The organism is Pseudomonas schmalbachii, from assembly GCF_017589465.1.
Lineage (GTDB): Bacteria > Pseudomonadota > Gammaproteobacteria > Pseudomonadales > Pseudomonadaceae > Pseudomonas > Pseudomonas schmalbachii.
In genome coordinates, this window is record NZ_JAELYA010000011.1 from 63,412 (window position 1) to 80,770 (window position 17,359).

Sequence of the window (17,359 nt, forward strand, 5' to 3'; positions counted from 1 at the left end):
GGCTTCGCTGCGCTCAGCACCAACCTACGATTCCGATTTCTTCTCCAGTAGCGCAGCGAGGCCGGCGAGCCCCTTGTGCGTTACCTTCGGTCCCTGCTGCCCGCTGGCGTCGTTGCCCTGGTAGTGCGCATCGACCTGGCGCTGGTGCTCGTTGTCGTGGCAGTAGAGGCACAGCAGCTCCCAGTTGGAGCCGTCCTCGGGGTTGTTGTCGTGGTTGTGGTCGCGATGGTGAACGGTCAGTTCGCTCAGGCGCTTGCCGCTGAATTCGCGGCCGCAGCGGCCGCAGATCCACGGGTACATCTTCAGCGCCTTTTCCCGGTAGCTCTTCTCGCGTTGGCGTTGCGCTTCGGCGAGCAGTTCATCGACCTTGCTCATTTGCCTTGCCTTTCTCATGGAGATTGCATTGAGGATAAGCCCGCATTCCGGCGCGGGCCATAAAAAGGCTCTTCCCAGGTAGGGCGGGTGCAACCCGCCAATCCGGACGCATCATGGCGGGTTGCACCCGCCCTACGGAAAGGAGGAACCAAAAAAAGGGCCAGGCGGGGAGTACCCGCCCGGCCCGTCCCCTCAGCCGGCTTGTGAGGGGCAAGAGAGAAACTCGTCAGCCCTTGTCGGCCTTGCCCGCCGCGGCGGCGAATTTCGCCAGGCGTACGTCCAGGCGGCGTGGGCGGCGGCCGTGGTCTTCGGCGGTTTCCTTGCGGCGGATGGCGTTGCGCACCATCAGCGAGCCGACGTAGCGGATCGGCTCCGGCGGGAAATGTCCGAGCGGGCCCTGGGTCAGCGGCGAGCGGGTCCATTGGTTGTCCAGGCCGAGCACCAGCGAGGAGAGAATCTGCCCGCCCATGTGGCACGGGCCGACGCCGCTGCCGGAGTAGCCGAAGCCGTAGAACACGTTGCCGCCTGCGCCGAGCTGGCCGAAGAACGGCAGGCCGGTCACCGAGCGGTCGGACGGGCCGTTCCAGCTCGCCGCGATGGGCACGTCGGCGAAGGCCGGGAAGAAATCGCCGAGGCTGCGGCGCAGCAGGTCGATATAGGGCGAGGGCTGGTCGAACACCGGCAGCATGCGTCCGCCGTAGGCGAAGGTGTTGCCGCCCTTGCCGAGCATGATCCGGCCGTCCGGGGTGTTGTGGTAGTAGTGCACGAAGATGCGCGAATCGAGCACGGTGACGCCGGAGGTCAGGCCGATCTGCCTGAGCAGGTCCGGACGCGGCTCGGTGATGATCATGTCGCTGGAGACGATCGCCACGGTGCGCTCGAACTGCGGGAAGGCCCGCGCCATCCAGGCGTTGATCGCCAGCACCACGCGGTCGGCGATGACCGCGCCGTCCGGCGTCTGCACGGTCGCCGGGCGGCCTTCCTCCAGCCCGGTCATCGGCGTGCCTTCGTACAGGCGCACGCCCAGCTCCAGGGCGACCCGGCGCATGCCGCGCACCAGCTTGCCCGGCTGCACGCTGGCGGCGGCGGGGGAGAACCAGCCTTCCAGGTGCTTGCTCGAACCGGCCATGCGCCGCACGTCTTCCAGCGGGCGCTTGCTGAAGGAGTTGATGCCGTGCTTTTCCAGTGCGGCGATCACGCCGTCGGTGGAGCCGACCTGAGCCTCGTTGGTCGCGGTGTAGAGGGTGCCGTCGAGGCGGTAGTCGGCATCCACCGCGTACTTCTCGCAGAACCTGCCGATGGCGTGGATGCTTTCCTCGGATGCCCTGACCAGGCGGATCGCCTCTTCGATGCCGAACAGCCGTTCCAGGGTGAAGAACTTCGCCGACCAGGACAGCGCGCAGCCGCCGTTGCGTCCGCTGGCGCCGGCGCCGCAGAGGTCGGCCTCGATGATCACCACGTCGAGGTCGGGGTTCTGCTCCTTGAGCATGATCGCCGTCCACAGGCCGGTGTAGCCGCCGCCGACGATGCATACGTCGGCGCGGGTGTCCTGCTGCAGCGGGGCGGCCCGGTCGCTGTCGTGCTTGAGGGCCTGGTCTAGCCAGAAGGGTCGCATGGGTGTTCTCCGTTGAGGGTTCAGCGTTCGGGCAGCGCGGCTACTGCGATCATTTCCACGCGCCAGGCGGGGTCGATCAGTTCCGCCAGGGTGCAGGCGCGGGTCGGGGCGTGGCCTTCGGGGAAGAACTCGTCCCACACCCGATTGAGTCCGGCGTAGTCCTCGCGCCGGGCCAGCAGGATGCGCACCGACAGCACCTGGTTGCGGTCGCTGCCGACGCTGTGCAGCAGGCGCTCGATGTTCAGCAGGATTTCTCGGGTCTGGGCCTCGATATCGCCGCCGGTGTCGTCGGCCACCTGGCCGCCGATGTAAAGGGTGCGGTCGTGCAGAACCATCTCGGCGCGGCGTTTCACCACCCCGAAGCGTTCGATGTTCATTGCGGATACCTATATATGGAGGAGTGGGCGGGCACGTCCCTGTGCCCTGCGGGATCAGGAGCGCGCCGGGCGGACTCGCATCGGCTGGTTGGGAACGCGCGGAGTTTCCTTCTTCGCGCCTTCCGGCAGGCTGTTCCAGTACGGGATGAGGATGCCGGCGGAGATCAGCGCGGCGACGGTGAAGCCGATGAAGACGCTGTAGGTATCGAAGTAGCCCGGCAACAGGCCGCCGAGGATCGCACCCACCGAGCCGCAGCCGTTGACGAAGCCGGCGGCGGTGCCCGCGGCCTTGCCGGTGCCGAAGTCGATGGCGGCGGAACCGCTGATCATCGAGTCCGGGCCGTAGAGGGTCAGGCCCATCATGAACAGCAGGGCGAACACCAGCATGGCGCTGCCGGTCTGCATGGCCGGGACGAACAGCGCCAGGCAGGCGGTCAGGGCGATCAGGCTGATCACACAGGCTGGCATGCGGCGAGCGCCGAACAGCTTGTCCGAAGCCAGGCCGATGAGGATCGGACCGAGCAGGCCGGCGATCTCGAAGGATGTCGGCAGGATCGCGGCGCCGACCTTGCCGAGGCTGGGCATGCGCTCATAGACGATCACCGGGCCCCACAGCAGGATCGCGTAGCGCGCCGGCTTGAGCAGGAAGTAGGCCAGGCCGAGCATCAGCACGGTGCGGTTGCGCAGGATGACCCGCAGCGTCTCCCAGAAACCCGGGTTCTGTCCCTCCGGCTTGAAACCGGCATAGCGCACGGCCTCCGGTTCCTCGCCCTCGATCGGTTCCAGGCCGACATCCTGCGGACGGTTGCGTTGCAGCAGGAGGAACAGCACGGCCACGCTGCCGACCACCGCCGCGGACGAATAGAACGCCGCGTGCCAGGTGCCGAACACCGAATAGGCCCACCAGCCGGCGAACGGCGAGGCGACCAGCCCGCCGAAGGCGTAGCAGGTGCTCCACAGGCCGAGCACGCGGCCGCGTTCATGGGTGGCGAAGAAGCTGCCGATGTTCTTGCAGAGCCCGGACCAGCCGGTGGACTGCGCGAGCCCCTGGACGACCATGCAGGTGGCGAAGATGGGCAGGGTGGCGAAGGAGCCCATGATCACCGCGACGACTGCCGAAATGACCAGGCCGCCAAGCACCACGACGCGGGGACCGAAGCGGTCGGCGAAGACGCCCCAGGTGAACTGGCCGACGGCATAGGCCGCCAGGTAGAGCGCATCGAGGTTGGCCATGGCGGCCTTGTCGAGTTCGAAACTGGGGTCCTCGGCGATGCCGAGTTTGGCGACCGAGAAGGCCTTGCGGGTGAAGTAGAACGCCGCATAGGCGATCCAGGTGATAGCGAAAATCTGCACGCGCCAGCGTTGCATGGAGCCGTTGCTCGGCCGCACAGCAGCCTTGCCGGTGGAATTGCTCATCTGATCTGACCTCGTTGTTGTAGGTGTGCCGGCAGTCAGTGGAAACGCCTTGTTTTTGTTATGTGAGCACTTCGCGTGCCGTTCCTGTGGCACGGGTCAGAGGTGTTGATCCGGTGGGTTGCCTTGCGCCGGGAGCAGGGGATGGGCGCTGGGTGAAACGAATGGAATCAATTCCGGATAGATAAATAAAATCGATTTATCAAATTTTAAAAATAAGCTCAGCTTGTAAGTCGCGAGGTCAGGATGGCAAAGTCTTCGCTGTAGGACCGTGCAGTCACATTCTGTCAGAAGTGCCCAGGCCGGTCTCAATCCCACGACTGAGGGCTCTGCATGTCGGTTTCCCACGCGCAACTGAAGGCATTTCACGCCGTCGCCGTGCACGGCAGCTTCACCCGTGCTGCCGAGCGTCTGTTCCTCACCCAGCCGGCGGTTTCCGACCAGGTGCGCAAGCTGGAAGAGCGTTACGGGGTGCTGCTGTTCAACCGCAACAAGCGCTCGGTGCGCCTGACCGAACTGGGCGAACGCCTGCTCGCCGTCACCCAGCGGCTGTTCGTCATCGAGGCCGAGGCGCAGGAATTGCTGGCCGCCTCCAGTGCACTGCAGACGGGCAACCTGACTCTCGCGGTGGACGCGGCGGTGCACCTGCTGCCGCAGGTCGCGCGGTTCTGCCAGCGTCATCCCGGCATCCGCGTGCGCATCGAAACCGGCAATACCGACGAATCCCTGCAGGCGCTGTTCGACTACCAGGCCGACCTCGCCCTGCTCGGGCGGGCGGTGGAGGACGAGCGGCTGATATCGATCACCCTGCGCAGCGACCCCATCGTCGCCTTCGTCGCCAGCAGCCACCCGTGGGCGGGACGCGAGTCGATCCGCCTGGCCGACCTCGACGACGCGCCGCTGGTGCTCCGCGAGCAGGGCTCGGTGACACGGCAGACGCTGGAGGAGGAAATGCACCGCGCCGGACTGCGCATCCGCCCGGCTATCGAGGTGGAAGGCCGCGAGGCGGCGCGCGAGGCGGTGGTGGCGGGGATTGGCGTCGGCGTGGTGTCGGCCGCCGAGTTCGGCTCCGACAGCCGGGTGCATGCGTTGCCGATCATCGATTGCGAGCGGCGAATGAGCGAAACCCTGGTGTGCCTGCGCGAACAGAGCAACCGGCGCATCGTTTCCACCTTCCTCGATGTGGTGCGGGAGGGCGTACCAGAGCAAACGTAGGTTGGCGCTGAGCTTGCGAAGCCCAACGGTGCCATGGCTCGGCGGATGTTGGGCTTCACTGCGTTCAGCACCAACCTACGGGCGATCCCGCGTCAGCCCTGTGCCGGATTCGTAGGATGGGTTGAGCGAAGCGATACCCATGGGCCAGCGCCAACCAACGGATGATGGGTATCGCAGGCTCAACCCATCCTACGGCGCTACAAACCATGCCCCGGTCGAGCGTAGCGGGCCATGCCCGCGAATCTTAGCCCTGTGCCAGCTCCATAAACGCACTCACCACCCGCAACCCCTTGTGCCGCTCCAGGCAGCCGATCATGTGGCGGTTCACCAGCCCTTCGCCGATCAGCGGCACGGCATGCACGCGCGGGTCGCGGCTGATTTCCAGCGACGAGACGATGCCGATACCCAGTTCGGCGGCCACCGCTTCGGTCACTGCCTCGCGGCTGTCCAGCTCCAGCAGCACCCGTGGCTGGATGTCCTGCTCGCTGCAGGCGCGGTCGAAGGTGCGGCGGGTGATCGAGTCCGGTTCGCGCAGCACCATGATCTGCTCGTGAAGCTCCGCCAGGCAGATGCCGTCCTGCCGCTCGCACCACGGATGGCCGTCCGGCAGCAGGGCGCAGATGTGCGACTCCACCAGTTCGCGCAGATACAGCCCCGAACGCGGCTCCACCTCGGTCACCACGGCGATATCGACATGCTCGCTGAGCAGCGCGCCGAGGGTTTCCTGGGCGTTGCCCAGGCGCAGGTTGACGGTGATGCCGGGGTAGTGCGCACGCAGGCGGGCGAGCATCGGCATCACCAGGTGCGGGCCATCGGCGGCCACCTCGATGCGTCCGCTGACCAGTTGGCGGCTGGCGTCCAGCAGTGCTTCGGCTTCTTCCTCCAGGGCGAACAGCGTCCGGCTGATCGCCGCCAGCCGCCGGCCTTCCTCTGTCAGCTCGACGCTGCGCGCGGTGCGGCGGAACAGGCTGACCTGGTAGTACTCCTCGAGCGCCTTGATATGCCCGGTCACCGCCGGCTGGCTGATGAACAGCCGCTCTGCGGCGCGGGTGAAGCTGCGTTCGCGGGCGACGGCGTCGAAGGCGCGCAGTTGGAAGAGGTTCATGTTCTATATGTCCCACTTATGGCTCGCATCATGACAAACAATTTGAGCGATGGATGGGCGATTGGCAAGTTATGTCCCAAGCCCGGCCACGGAGTCGAAGCCAGGCTCACAACAACCTCCCGCCATCACCAGACGGCGTCTGTCGTGAATGAGGAATCGAGAATGACCATTGCCGAGCGCGCTCCCATCCTTCTGACCCCCGGTCCGCTGACCACTTCCTATCGCACCCGCCGGGCGATGCTGGTGGACTGGGGCTCCTGGGACAACGATTTCAACCAGCTGACCGCCAGCGTGTGCAGCCGTCTGCTGAACATCATCCACGGCGAGGAAACCCACACCTGCGTACCGCTGCAGGGGAGCGGCACCTTCTCCGTGGAAGCCGCGATCGGCACCCTGGTGCCGCGCGACGGCAAGGTCCTGGTGCTGATCAACGGCGCCTACGGCAAGCGCCTGGCGAAGATCTGCCAGGTCATCGGCCGCAACTTCAGCACCTTCGAGACCGAAGAGGACGTGCCGACCACCGCCGCCGACGTCGAGCGTCTGCTGCAGGCCGATCCGGAAGTCACCCACGTCGCGCTGATCCACTGCGAGACCAGCACCGGCATCCTCAACCCGCTGGAAGCCATCGCCAAGGTCATCGAATCCCACGGCAAGCGCCTGATTATCGACGCCATGAGCTCCTTCGGCGCGCTGGATATCGACGCCCGCCGGATTCCCTTCGACGCGCTGATCGCCGCGTCCGGCAAGTGCCTGGAAGGCGTGCCCGGCATGGGCTTCGTCTTCGCCCGCAGCAGCTCGCTGCAGGCCAGCGCCGGCAACTGCCACTCCCTGTCGATGGACCTGCAGGACCAGCAGGCCTACATGGCCAAGACCGGCCAGTGGCGCTTCACCCCGCCGACCCACGTGGTCGCCGCGCTGCACGAGGCGCTGACCCAGTACGAGGAGGAGGGTGGCCTGGCGGCCCGTCATCAGCGTTACGCAGAGAACTGCAAGACTCTGCTCGACGAAATGGCCAGGCTCGGCTTCCGCAGCTTCCTGCCGGCGGAAATCCAGGCGCCGATCATCGTTACCTTCCACGCCCCGCGCGACCCGCGTTACACCTTCACCGAGTTCTACAACCGCGTGCGCGAGAAGGGCTACATCCTCTACCCGGGCAAGCTGACCCAGGTGGAAACCTTCCGTGTCGGCTGCATCGGCCAGGTCGATGCCAACGGCATGCGCGAAGCGGTTGCGGCCATCGCCGAAACGCTGAAAGAGATGGAAGTCTTCGAGATCTGAAGCCCCTTGCCCACTGACTTACAGGATCGATAACAATGAACTACAACCAGCCGCAACAACTGCAAGCCGCCATCCTCGACTGGGCCGGCACCGTGGTCGACTTCGGTTCCTTCGCGCCTACCCAGATCTTCGTCGAGGCGTTCGCCGAGTTCGGCGTGCAGGTCAGCCTGGCGGAAGCCCGCGGGCCGATGGGCATGGGCAAGTGGGACCACATCCGTACCCTGTGCGACATCCCGGAGATCGCCGAGCGCTACAAGGCCAAGTTCGGCCGCGCTCCGACCGACGACGATGTGACAGCGATCTACGAGCGCTTCATGCCGCTGCAGATCGAGAAGATCGCCGAGCACTCCGCGCTGATTCCCGGCGCCCTCGATGCCATCGCCGAACTGCGCCAGATGGGCCTGAAGATCGGCTCCTGCTCCGGCTACCCGGCGGTGGTGATGGAGAAGGTCGTGGCGCTGGCCAAGACCAACGGCTACGTCGCCGACCACGTGGTCGCCACCGACGAAGTGCCGAACGGCCGCCCGCATCCGGCACAGGCCCTGGCCAACGTGATCGCCCTCGGCATCGACGACGTCAGCGCCTGCGTGAAGGTCGACGACACCTGGCCGGGCATCCTCGAAGGCCGCCGCGCCGGCATGTGGACAGTGGCGCTGGTCTGCTCGGGCAACGCCCTGGGCCTGACCTACGAGGAATACAAGGCGCTGCCGGCGGCGAAGCTGGAACAGGAGCGCCAGCGCATCGGCCAGATCTTCGAAGGCTCGCGCCCGCACTACCTGATCGACACCATCGCCGAACTGCCGGCAGTGGTCCGCGACATCAACGCCCGCCTGGCGCGTGGCGAGGTGCCGCAAGCCTGCTGATGCAGTGAGGGAAACAAGGCCCGCACAGAGGGGATGCTGTGCGGGCTTTTGTTTTTTAGCGGCCCGCACCGGAGCGGTTGTAGGTTGGGCTGAGGCACGAAGCCCAACGGCGTGGTTGCCGGCAAATGTTGGGCTTTGCGCCCGTAGGTTGTGCTGAGCTTGCGAAGCGCAACGTTGCAGTGGTCTGGCAGGTGTTGGGCTTCACTGCGTTCAGCACCAACCTACGCTTCAGTTCACCACATTCCGCACAAACCGCACGAGGTTTTCGCCCTCATTGCGATAGGAAAACGGCTGGTTGCTCTTGAACACATGGAAGCCGCCGCTTTCCACCTGCAGCGTTTCCTCGGCGAGCACGATGGTCAGGCGGCCCTCGACGACATAGACCATGTCGTACCAGCCGTCCGCATCCGGTTCGGCGTTATAGATGTCGCCAGGTGCGAGCGACCAGTGCCACAACTCCGCCTGCTTGTGCGCCGGTGTGCTGGCAAGCAGGGTACCGCGGCTTTCGGGTTGCTCGCCGGCCCAGGCGACTTCGTCGATGCGGTCGAGGTGGCCGGTGGACGGTGGCCTGATCAGGTCGGCGAAGGCCACGCCAAGGGCGGCGGCGATACGGTCGAGGGTGTTCAGGCTGACGTTGACGTCGCCACTCTCGATGCCGACCAGCATCCGCCGGCTGACGCCCGATGCGGTGGCCAGCGCGTCCTGGCTCAGGCCACCGGCGCGGCGCAGGGAGCGGACATTTTCCGAGACGTGGACGAGGACGCTGGGACGTTCATTTGTGTTGGGCAATATATTGCTCACTCTGCTTATTTTGCGCATTATGTTGCGCATCAGAGTAAGCCAATTTTCCCTGCCTGTTTCAACCTGCCCGGTCGCTTCGCCATGTCTCGCTCCCCACTCGCTTCGCTGCTGTATCCCGTTGCACTCCTGCTGGTCGCCATGGCCTCGATCCAGAGTGGCGCCTCCCTGGCCAAGAGCGTCTTCCCGGCCATCGGCGCACAGGGCACCACGGCCATGCGCCTGCTGTTCGCCTCGGTGATCCTGCTGGCGATCCTGCGTCCGTGGCGCAAGCGCATCGAGCCCAGGGCGTGGAAGGCGCTGATCATCTACGGGATCGCGTTGGGCGGCATGAACCTGATGTTCTACATGGCCCTGCGCACGGTGCCGCTGGGCATTGGCGTGGCGCTGGAATTCACCGGGCCGCTGGCGGTGGCGCTGTTCGCTTCGCGGCGGCCGATCGACTTCCTCTGGATCGCCCTCGCGGTGTTCGGCCTCTGGCTGCTGCTGCCGCTCGGCTCGCTGGGCGCCGGGGTCGATCCGGTCGGTGCCGCCTTCGCGCTGGGCGCTGGCGTGTGCTGGGCGCTGTACATCCTTTATGGCCAGCGCGCCGGCGCCGATCATGGCGCCCAGGGTGCTGCACTCGGCGTCACCATCGCCGCGCTGTTCGTCGCACCCATCGGCTTCGCCCATGCCGGCACCGCGATGTTCGCCCCGGAATTGCTGCCGGTTTTGCTCGGCGTCGCCGTGCTGTCCAGCGCGTTTCCCTACACCCTGGAAATGTATGCGCTGACCCGCCTGCCGACGCGCACCTTCGGCACCCTGATGAGCATGGAGCCGGCGATTGCAGCGATGTCAGGGCTGATCTTCCTCGGCGAGCAACTGACCTTCATCCAGTGGATCGCCATCGGCGCGATCATCCTGGCCTCGGCCGGCACCACCCTGAGCAGCCAGCCGAACCATCCGGCACCGGTGCCTGTGGCGGATTGAGTTCACACGCGGCTCCTACAGGGTAGGGCATGGCATTCGTTGCCCGAGACTTGATGTAGGGTGGAAATCGCGAAGCATTTCCACCGCTTGGCGGCAGGGGTGGTGGACAAGCAGAGCGTTGTCCACCCTACGACTGCGCGGCCCCTCGTAGGATTACAGTTCACGCCCTGCGTTCGTGCAGGCGGATGCTGCGTCGTGCGCTGCGGTTCAGGCGGATGCAGAGCATGACCGCCGCGCAGGTCAGCCCGACGATCAGCCCCTGCCACAGCCCGCGCGGGCCGCTTGGCTCCTGCAGCCAGTCGGTCAGGCCGAGGGCGTAGCCGACCGGCAGGCCGATGCCCCAGTAGGCGAACAGCGTCATCAGCATGGTCGCGCGGGTGTCCTGGTAGCCGCGCAGGGCGCCGGCGGCGGTGACCTGCACGGCATCGGAGAACTGGAACAGCGCGGAGAACACCATCAGCGAGGCGGCCAGCGCCAGGACCGTCGCGTCCGAGGTGTACAGCGCAGCGATCTGCTCGCGCATCAGCAGCATGCCGCTGGCCGACAGGCAGGCGTACCCCAGTGCGGTGCCCATGCCGACGCCGGCGGCAAAGCGCGCATCCCGTGGTGAACCGGCGCCCAGGCGCTGGCCGACACGCACGGTGACCGCCATACCCAGCGCATAGGGAATCATGAACACCATGGCGCTGACGTTCAGGGCGATCTGGTGCCCGGCGACGGTCTTCTCGCCCAGTTCGCCGATCAGCAGGGCGATCACCGAGAAGATGCTCGATTCGGCGAACACCGCGATACCAATCGGCAGGCCGACCGACGCCAGCCGGCGGATCACCTCCGGGTCGGGGCGCTCCCAGCGGGCGAACAACTGGCTCGGACGATAGGCCTCCGCACCGTTCACCCAGCACAGCATGCCCAGCAGCATGAACCACATCACCGTGCCGGTGGCCCAGCCGCAACCGGCGCCGCCGAGTGCGGGGAAGCCGAGGTGGCCGTAGATCAGCACATAGTTGAGCGGAATGTTCAGCAGCAGGCCGCAGATGCCCAGCACCATGCTCGGCCGCGTCCGCCCCAGGCCGTCGCTGAAGCAGCGCAGCACATGGTAGAGCGCCACCGCCGGCAGGCCGCAGCCGATGCCCTTGAGATAGAGAATGCTGGGCGCGATCAGCGCTTCCTCGACCTTCATCGCCCGCAGCACCGATTCGGAGAGTAACCACAGCGCCGCGCCCGCCAGCGGCCCGACCAGCAGCGCCAGCCACAACGCCTGGCGCACCAGCGGGCCGGTGCCGGGCTGGTCGCCGGCGCCGTAGCGCTCGGCCACTTTGGGAGTGGTCGCCAGCAGGGTGCCGGTCATCAGCAGGAACACCGGAATCCAGATCGAATTGCCCAGCGCCACCGCCGCCAGGTCGCGCGGGCCGACGCGGCCGGCCATCACCGCATCGACGAAGCCCATGGCCGTGGTGGCCAACTGGGCGATCATGATCGGCGTGGCGAGGGTGAGCAGTTCCTTCAGCTCGGTGGTGACGCGCCGTCTGCGGGAGACAGGCAGTGCAATGTTGGTCACGGGAATCCTTGGCGGTGCGATGGAAAAACGCACCAGTCTAAAGCCTGACGCAGTGGTCAGGAAGCGCCACGCATCCTTGCCAAGACCGGAGTGCGTCGCGCTGGTAAAGTGGGCGTCTCGGAAAACGGAGTCAGTCCATGCGTATTCTTGCCGATGAGAACATTCCCCTGGTCGAAGCCTTTTTCGGCAGCCACGGCGACATCCGCCGCGTGCCGGGCCGCGGCATCGACCGCGACGCCATCGGCGATGCCGAGGTGCTGCTGGTGCGTTCGGTGACCCGCGTCGACCGTGCGCTGCTGGAAGGCAGCAAGGTGCGTTTCGTCGGCACCTGCACCATCGGCACCGATCATCTCGATCTCGGCTGGTTCGCCGAAGCCGGCATCGCCTGGGCCAGCGCGCCCGGCTGCAATGCGCGCGGCGTGGTGGATTGGGTGCTGGGCAGCCTGCTGGCGCTGGCCGAGGTGCATGGCGTGGATCTGACCACGCGCAGCTACGGCGTGGTCGGCGCCGGTCAGGTCGGCGGGCGGCTGGTCGATGTGCTGCGCGGCCTTGGCTGGAACGTGCGGGTCTGCGATCCGCCACGGCAGGCGGCGGAGGGCGGCGATTTCGTCGAACTGGAAGAACTGCTGCGCGAGTGCGATGTGATCAGCCTGCACACCCCGCTGACCCGCACCGGCGCACATCCCACCTGGCATCTGCTGGATGCGGCGCAGCTGCAGGCGTTGCGTCCCGGTACCTGGCTGCTCAACGCCAGTCGTGGCGCGGTGGTGGACAACCTGGCGCTGCGCGAGCACCTGCAGGCCGGTGCCGATCTGGAAGTGGCGCTGGATGTCTGGGAGGGCGAGCCGCAGGTGGATATCGGCCTGGCGCACCTGTGCCAGATCGCCACTCCGCACATCGCCGGCTACAGCCTGGACGGCAAGATTCGCGGCACCGCGCAGATCCACGAGGCGTTCTGCGCCTGGCTGGGGGTTGCGCCGACGGTGCGCCTGGACGACCTGCTGCCGCCGCAGTGGCTGGCCGAACTGAGCCTGCGCGAGGACTGCGACCCGGCCTGGGCGCTGGCGTTGCTGTGTCGTGCGGTGTACGACCCGCGCAGCGACGATGCCGCGTTCCGCCGCAGTCTCGCAGGTGACGACGCCACCCGGGCGAAGGCGTTCGATGCGCTGCGCAAACACTACCCGCCGCGCCGCGAGATCACCGGGCTGTGGGTGGACCTGCAGGGTGAGTCACCGGCGCTGCAACGCCTGGTCGACGCGCTCGGCGCCAACCGGGCGGGCGAGTAGCGTTCCTCTCGCCTGGAGGGAGAGGGGACGATCGATCCGCTCAGCCGGATTTCTCGTCGCAGCTTTCGTCCAGCTGCTTGCACGCACGCTGGATCATTTCCTCGGTGATGGGGATCTCGTGTCCCTCTGCGTCGATGATCGCACCACCGGTCGATTGCTGCGCAGCACCGGGTTGGGGGGCGGGGCGGGGCTCGACGTTGCGAGAATCCTGGATGCTCATGGCCAATCTCCTCATCAGCAGTAACTGCAGTCTAGGCAGATCTCATGAAGGCTCGGTGACACCTCTCGGTTTCTCCAGAGCAAAAAAGACCGGGCGCTCTCGCGTTCTGCGTGCCAAAGGCGAGATCCCCGGTCTTTGCTTGTCGTTATAGTGTGTCCTTACCGGCGCTGAACCGGTTCAGGTTCTGTACGGAAATTGCCTGCGCTCGGTGAGGCGTCGTTAAAAATCGGTTCGGACAGTGGCTTGCCACTGAACGCGCTTTAGCGCGGCCCGGAGGGCGAGCGGAGCGAGTAATGCTCATTTACAGCTCGTAAACTCCGCTTCCTCACCAATTTTTGCCTAGCCTGACCTTCGCTCGGCGACTTTCCGTACAGAACCTGGGACGAGGTACAGCAGAAATGAGTATGGACGGTTTTCGTCTGGGGCTGATCATCAATCCGCTGGCCGGTATCGGCGGCCCGACCGCGCTCAAGGGCAGCGACGGGGTGGCCACGCTGGCTTTCGCCCGGGGTGCCGAGCCCCACGCGGCGGACCGTACGCGGATCGCCCTGGAGCAACTGCTGCCGCTGCGCGAGCGCCTGGCATTCCTGACCTTCCCCGGCCCTATGGGTGCGGACCTGCTGCAGAGCATGGGCTTCCGCTACCAGGTGCTCGGCGAAATCGAAGGTCCGCAAAGCACGGCGGAGGACACCCGTCATGCGGTGCAGCTCCTGCAGGATGCCGGCGAGGCGCTGATCCTCTTCGCTGGCGGCGACGGCACGGCGCGGGATGTCGCCGCTGTCGCGCGGGAGGATCAGCCGGTACTGGGGATTCCCGCCGGGGTGAAGATTCACTCGGGCGTCTACGCCATCAGCCCGCGCGCCGCCGGCGAACTGGCCCGGCGCCTGATCGAAGGCGGGCTGGTGCGGCTGACCCACGGCGAAGTGCGCGACCTGGACGAGGCCGCCCTGCGCGAAGGCCGCGTGGCGGCGCGCTGGTACGCCGAGCTGACAGTGCCGGAAGAAGGGCACTTCATGCAGCACGTCAAACAGGCCGGGGTGGAAACCGAGGAACTGGTGCTGGCCGATCTCGCCGCCTGGCTGGAGGAAGGCTGGGAGGAGGGCGTGCGCTATGTGTTCGGCCCGGGTTCGACGTTGCATGGGCTGGCCGGCGAACTGCGGCTGGACACCACGCTGCTGGGCGTCGATGTGATCGAGAACGGCCAGGTGATCGCCCTCGATGTCACCGAACAGCAACTGTTCGAACTGGTCGATGGTCATCCGGCGTTCCTGCTGGTCACCGCCATCGGCGGCCAGGGCCACATCATCGGCCGCGGCAACCAGCAGATCAGCCCGCGCGTGCTGCGCGCCATCGGCCTGGAGCGTCTGCGGGTGATCGCCACCAAGCGCAAGCTGGGGACTCTGGAAGGTCGTCCGCTGCTGGTCGACAGCGGCGATCCGCAACTGGATGCGGAATTCCCCGCAGCGGTGCGGGTCTGGGCCGGCTACCGCGAGGAACTGCTCTATCCCGTGGGTTTCGGCGACTGAGCCGCTCGCGCCATTCGACTGGCGCAGGCAAGGGCATGGTCTAGACTCCTCCTTTCATGCAACGGGGAGTCCGGCCATGTTCCTGGGCAGAGCGCTGTTCAACATCGTGTGCAACGAGTGTAGTCGCGCCAGGCCGGTTTTCCATGGCGGGTCAGGCTAAGGCCTGCCTCCGGGTCGATACCATGGAGAACTGATGTCCGCGTCCCTCACTCCACCTTTCCGTGTCCTGGTGCTGGGCGGCTACGGCAACTTCGGCAGCGTCATCGTGCGCCGGCTGGGCGCCTGCGACGGCATGCGGGTGCTGGTCGCCGGACGCGACCGCAAGCGCGCCGGGGACCTGGCCCGGGCGGTCGGCGGCGAGGCGGTGTGCCTGGACATGAACCAGCCGACCCTTGCCGGGCGCTTCTCCGAGCTGAACGTGGATCTGGTGATCTCCGCCGCCGGCCCGTTCCAGGGGCAGGATTACCGGGTCGCGCGGGCAGCTGTCGCGGCACGGGTGCATTACCTCGATCTGGCCGATGCACGCGCCTTCGTCTGCGGTATCGGCGAACTGGACAACGCCGCCCGGCGCGCCGGAGTGCTGGTGTGCAGCGGCGCCAGCACCCTGCCGGCGTTGAGTTCCGCGGTGATCGACCGCCTGCAGTCGGCATTCGGCCGGCTGGACAGCATCGCCCATGGCGTCAGCACCTCGGCGAAGAGCCATGGCCTGGCTACCGTGGCAGCGGCGCTCGGCTATTGCGGCAAGCCGCTGCGCCAATGGCTGGGCGGCGAATGGCGGGAGGTTCATGGCTGGCAGGGCCTGCGTCGCCACCGCTTCCCGTCGCCGTTCGGCCGGCGCTGGCTGGCCAATGGCGATGCGCCGGACCTGGAGCTGTTCCCCAAGCGCTACCCTTCCGCGCGCAGCGTGCAGTATTTCGCCGGCACCAGGCTGCGTACCGTCCAGCTGGGCATCTGGGGGCTGTCGTGGCTCGTCCGCCTGGGGTTTCTGCGCAGCGCCGCGCCCTTGAGCGCGAAGCTGCATCGCCTGGCGATTGCGCTCGAACCCTTGAGCAATGGCCGCAGCGGCATGTTCGTGCGCCTGCGCGGTACGGGGAATGACGGCCGGCCGCTGGAACTGTGCTGGGAGCTGCTCGCCGACAGCGAGCATGGGCCGAGCATCCCCTGTGTCGCCGCAGTGCTGCTGGCGCGCAAGCTGGCGCGGGGCGAGCTGAAGGAGCGCGGCGCGATGCCGTGCCTGGGCCTGCTGGAGCTGGACGAGTACCTGGCGGAGCTGGATGGCGTGAAAGTCTGGCAATCGACCCGCGAGATGGCCCCTCTGCCTGCCTGAATGTTGCGCGGCAGTGCAATGATCCACCGCAAGATCGCCACTCGTGCCCCGACCTAGACTCCCGAACCGCTCACATCTGCGAAAGGAGTCATCCCCAATGAACGTGGACATTGCCATCGTCGGCGCCGGGCCGGCGGGATTGTGCCTGGCCCGCTCGCTCTCCGGGCACGGCCTGTCGATCCTGCTGATCGACCGCCAGCCACTCGCCGCGCTGGCCGAGCCGGCGGAGGACGGCCGCGAGATCGCGCTGACCCATGCCTCGCGCGCACAAATGCAGGCGCTCGGCCTGTGGTCGCGGATTGCCGCCGAGGATGTCGCGCCGCTGCGCGATGCGCAGGTGCTCAACGGTCCCTCGCTGTTCGCCTTGCGCATCGAGGCCGGCCAGGCGGATGCGCAACAGCTGGGGTATCTGGTGCCGAACCAGGCGATTCGCCGGGCGGCCTATGCGGCGGTGGCCGAATGTGCCGATGTCAGGCTGATGACGGAAAGCGCTGTCGCCGCACTGCAGGTCGAGCGCAATGGCGTACGCCTGTCGCTGGCCAATGGCGATGAGGTGGACGCGCGACTGCTGGTGGCGGCCGATAGCCGTTTCTCGGAAACCCGGCGCATGCTCGGTATCGGCGCGCGGATGCAGGACTTCGGCAAGACCATGCTGGTCTGCCGCATGGCGCACGAGCGCCCGCACCAGCAGGTGGCCTGGGAGTGGTTCGGCTACGGCCAGACGCTGGCGTTGCTGCCGCTGAATGGCGACCGTTCCTCGGTGGTGCTGACCCTGACGCAACGCGAGATGGCGCCGCTGCAGGAGATGGGCGAGGAAGCCTTCGCCCGTGAGATCGAACGGCGCTTCGACCGGCGCCTGGGTGGCATGCGCCTGCTGGGTGCGCGGCATGTCTATCCGCTGGTTGGCGTCTACGCGGAACGCTTCGCCGGGCCGCGCTGCGCGCTGATCGGCGATGCGGCAGTGGGCATGCATCCGGTCACCGCCCATGGCTTCAACTTCGGCCTGCAGAGCCAGCGTCGTTTGGCAGAGGAAGTGCTGGCTACGCACCGGCGCGGCGGCGACATCGGCTCGGCCTGGCCGCTGCAGCGCTACGCACTGGCCCATCGCCTGGCGACCTGGCCGCTGTACCAGGCGACCAGCGCCATCGTCGGCCTGTACAACCAGCCGAGCCCACCGGCACGCCTGCTGCGCAACGCCGGATTGCGCCTGGCGCAGGCCATGCCACCGCTGCGCCGGGCGATTGCGCGGCATCTGACGCAGGGGGCGTGATCCATGGCTCTTTGGGCTGCAACGCCACAATTGTTGGGCTTCGCAAGCTCAGCACCAACCTACGCGGGCTCTGGCTCAGCCACGTAGTCCCGTAGGATGGGTTGAGCGAAGCGATACCCATGAGGCCAACAATCGATGATGGGTATCGCCGTAGGTTGGCGCTG

General features: G+C 66.7%; 16 protein-coding genes. 8 read left to right on the forward strand and 8 right to left on the reverse strand.

Annotated elements, in window-relative coordinates:
- Positions 1 to 24 precede the first annotated feature (24 nt).
- From JFY56_RS22830 to JFY56_RS22845, 4 genes are all read right to left on the reverse strand, one after another.
- Positions 25 to 375: a YajD family HNH nuclease gene (locus tag JFY56_RS22830; protein WP_208316535.1), complete on the reverse strand. Its 351-nt coding sequence runs from the start codon at positions 373 to 375 to the stop codon at positions 25 to 27.
- A 226-nt stretch (positions 376 to 601) separates the two neighbouring features.
- A complete protein-coding gene (locus JFY56_RS22835) occupies positions 602 to 1,990 on the reverse strand; it encodes an FAD-dependent oxidoreductase (protein ID WP_208316536.1) in 1,389 nt (462 codons plus the stop codon).
- Between the two features lie 20 nt (positions 1,991 to 2,010).
- A complete protein-coding gene (locus JFY56_RS22840) occupies positions 2,011 to 2,367 on the reverse strand; it encodes a RidA family protein (protein WP_208316538.1) in 357 nt (118 codons plus the stop codon).
- Positions 2,368 to 2,421: 54 nt separating this feature from the next.
- The gene (locus JFY56_RS22845) at positions 2,422 to 3,783 is read right to left on the reverse strand and encodes an MFS transporter (protein WP_208316540.1); all 1,362 of its coding nucleotides are present in this window, start codon (positions 3,781 to 3,783) and stop codon (positions 2,422 to 2,424) included.
- A 330-nt stretch (positions 3,784 to 4,113) separates the two neighbouring features.
- On the opposite strand from JFY56_RS22845, the gene JFY56_RS22850 reads away from it, so the two are divergent.
- Complete coding sequence (locus tag JFY56_RS22850) at positions 4,114 to 4,995, forward strand: LysR substrate-binding domain-containing protein (RefSeq protein WP_208316542.1); 882 nt, start codon at positions 4,114 to 4,116, stop codon at positions 4,993 to 4,995.
- Positions 4,996 to 5,239: 244 nt separating this feature from the next.
- Here the strand turns inward: JFY56_RS22850 and JFY56_RS22855 are convergent, their stop codons facing one another.
- Positions 5,240 to 6,100, reverse strand: a complete 861-nt coding sequence (locus JFY56_RS22855) for a LysR substrate-binding domain-containing protein (protein WP_208316544.1) — start codon at positions 6,098 to 6,100, stop codon at positions 5,240 to 5,242.
- A 162-nt stretch (positions 6,101 to 6,262) separates the two neighbouring features.
- Between JFY56_RS22855 and JFY56_RS22860 the strand changes: the two genes are divergently transcribed.
- Both JFY56_RS22860 and phnX read left to right on the forward strand, forming a co-directional pair.
- Positions 6,263 to 7,378 (forward strand): 2-aminoethylphosphonate--pyruvate transaminase, encoded by a 1,116-nt coding sequence (locus tag JFY56_RS22860; RefSeq protein ID WP_208316546.1) that lies wholly within the window; start codon positions 6,263 to 6,265, stop codon positions 7,376 to 7,378.
- 35 nt (positions 7,379 to 7,413) lie between these two features.
- The gene (gene phnX / locus JFY56_RS22865; protein ID WP_208316548.1) at positions 7,414 to 8,241 is read left to right on the forward strand and encodes a phosphonoacetaldehyde hydrolase; all 828 of its coding nucleotides are present in this window, start codon (positions 7,414 to 7,416) and stop codon (positions 8,239 to 8,241) included.
- Positions 8,242 to 8,469: 228 nt separating this feature from the next.
- Here the strand turns inward: phnX and JFY56_RS22870 are convergent, their stop codons facing one another.
- On the reverse strand, positions 8,470 to 9,072 hold the full coding sequence (locus JFY56_RS22870; protein WP_208316550.1) for a helix-turn-helix domain-containing protein: 603 nt from the start codon (positions 9,070 to 9,072) through the stop codon (positions 8,470 to 8,472).
- Between the two features lie 51 nt (positions 9,073 to 9,123).
- Between JFY56_RS22870 and rhtA the strand changes: the two genes are divergently transcribed.
- The gene (gene rhtA, locus JFY56_RS22875) at positions 9,124 to 10,008 is read left to right on the forward strand and encodes a threonine/homoserine exporter RhtA (protein ID WP_208316552.1); all 885 of its coding nucleotides are present in this window, start codon (positions 9,124 to 9,126) and stop codon (positions 10,006 to 10,008) included.
- A gap of 160 nt (positions 10,009 to 10,168) precedes the next feature.
- Here rhtA and JFY56_RS22880 read toward each other — a convergent pair whose 3' ends face one another.
- Entirely contained in the window at positions 10,169 to 11,566 is a 1,398-nt protein-coding gene (locus JFY56_RS22880) for an MATE family efflux transporter (RefSeq protein ID WP_208316554.1), read from the reverse strand.
- Positions 11,567 to 11,703: 137 nt separating this feature from the next.
- Here JFY56_RS22880 and pdxB point away from each other — a divergent pair, with 137 nt between their 5' ends.
- Positions 11,704 to 12,852, forward strand: a complete 1,149-nt coding sequence (pdxB, locus tag JFY56_RS22885) for a 4-phosphoerythronate dehydrogenase PdxB (protein ID WP_208316556.1) — start codon at positions 11,704 to 11,706, stop codon at positions 12,850 to 12,852.
- 40 nt (positions 12,853 to 12,892) lie between these two features.
- Here pdxB and JFY56_RS22890 read toward each other — a convergent pair whose 3' ends face one another.
- A complete protein-coding gene (locus tag JFY56_RS22890; protein WP_208316558.1) occupies positions 12,893 to 13,072 on the reverse strand; it encodes a PA1571 family protein in 180 nt (59 codons plus the stop codon).
- A 404-nt stretch (positions 13,073 to 13,476) separates the two neighbouring features.
- Here JFY56_RS22890 and JFY56_RS22895 point away from each other — a divergent pair, with 404 nt between their 5' ends.
- From JFY56_RS22895 to ubiM, 3 genes are all read left to right on the forward strand, one after another.
- On the forward strand, positions 13,477 to 14,598 hold the full coding sequence (locus JFY56_RS22895) for an ATP-NAD kinase family protein (protein ID WP_208316629.1): 1,122 nt from the start codon (positions 13,477 to 13,479) through the stop codon (positions 14,596 to 14,598).
- A 193-nt stretch (positions 14,599 to 14,791) separates the two neighbouring features.
- Entirely contained in the window at positions 14,792 to 15,925 is a 1,134-nt protein-coding gene (locus JFY56_RS22900) for a saccharopine dehydrogenase family protein (protein ID WP_208316559.1), read from the forward strand.
- Positions 15,926 to 16,022: 97 nt separating this feature from the next.
- Positions 16,023 to 17,195: a 5-demethoxyubiquinol-8 5-hydroxylase UbiM gene (gene ubiM / locus JFY56_RS22905; protein WP_208316561.1), complete on the forward strand. Its 1,173-nt coding sequence runs from the start codon at positions 16,023 to 16,025 to the stop codon at positions 17,193 to 17,195.
- The last annotated feature ends 164 nt before the right edge of the window (positions 17,196 to 17,359 follow it).

What these genes read in the sequence shown, in the direction of transcription:
- JFY56_RS22830 (WP_208316535.1), bottom strand. Translation starts at nt 375, where the DNA reads ATGAGCAAGGTCGATGAACTGCTCGCCGAAGCGCAACGCCAACGCGAG.
- JFY56_RS22835 (WP_208316536.1), bottom strand. Translation starts at nt 1,990, where the DNA reads ATGCGACCCTTCTGGCTAGACCAGGCCCTCAAGCACGACAGCGACCGG.
- JFY56_RS22840 (WP_208316538.1), bottom strand. Translation starts at nt 2,367, where the DNA reads ATGAACATCGAACGCTTCGGGGTGGTGAAACGCCGCGCCGAGATGGTT.
- JFY56_RS22845 (WP_208316540.1), bottom strand. Translation starts at nt 3,783, where the DNA reads ATGAGCAATTCCACCGGCAAGGCTGCTGTGCGGCCGAGCAACGGCTCC.
- JFY56_RS22850 (WP_208316542.1), top strand. Translation starts at nt 4,114, where the DNA reads ATGTCGGTTTCCCACGCGCAACTGAAGGCATTTCACGCCGTCGCCGTG.
- JFY56_RS22855 (WP_208316544.1), bottom strand. Translation starts at nt 6,100, where the DNA reads ATGAACCTCTTCCAACTGCGCGCCTTCGACGCCGTCGCCCGCGAACGC.
- JFY56_RS22860 (WP_208316546.1), top strand. Translation starts at nt 6,263, where the DNA reads ATGACCATTGCCGAGCGCGCTCCCATCCTTCTGACCCCCGGTCCGCTG.
- phnX (WP_208316548.1), top strand. Translation starts at nt 7,414, where the DNA reads ATGAACTACAACCAGCCGCAACAACTGCAAGCCGCCATCCTCGACTGG.
- JFY56_RS22870 (WP_208316550.1), bottom strand. Translation starts at nt 9,072, where the DNA reads ATGCGCAACATAATGCGCAAAATAAGCAGAGTGAGCAATATATTGCCC.
- rhtA (WP_208316552.1), top strand. Translation starts at nt 9,124, where the DNA reads ATGTCTCGCTCCCCACTCGCTTCGCTGCTGTATCCCGTTGCACTCCTG.
- pdxB (WP_208316556.1), top strand. Translation starts at nt 11,704, where the DNA reads ATGCGTATTCTTGCCGATGAGAACATTCCCCTGGTCGAAGCCTTTTTC.
- JFY56_RS22890 (WP_208316558.1), bottom strand. Translation starts at nt 13,072, where the DNA reads ATGAGCATCCAGGATTCTCGCAACGTCGAGCCCCGCCCCGCCCCCCAA.
- JFY56_RS22895 (WP_208316629.1), top strand. Translation starts at nt 13,477, where the DNA reads ATGGACGGTTTTCGTCTGGGGCTGATCATCAATCCGCTGGCCGGTATC.
- JFY56_RS22900 (WP_208316559.1), top strand. Translation starts at nt 14,792, where the DNA reads ATGTCCGCGTCCCTCACTCCACCTTTCCGTGTCCTGGTGCTGGGCGGC.
- ubiM (WP_208316561.1), top strand. Translation starts at nt 16,023, where the DNA reads ATGAACGTGGACATTGCCATCGTCGGCGCCGGGCCGGCGGGATTGTGC.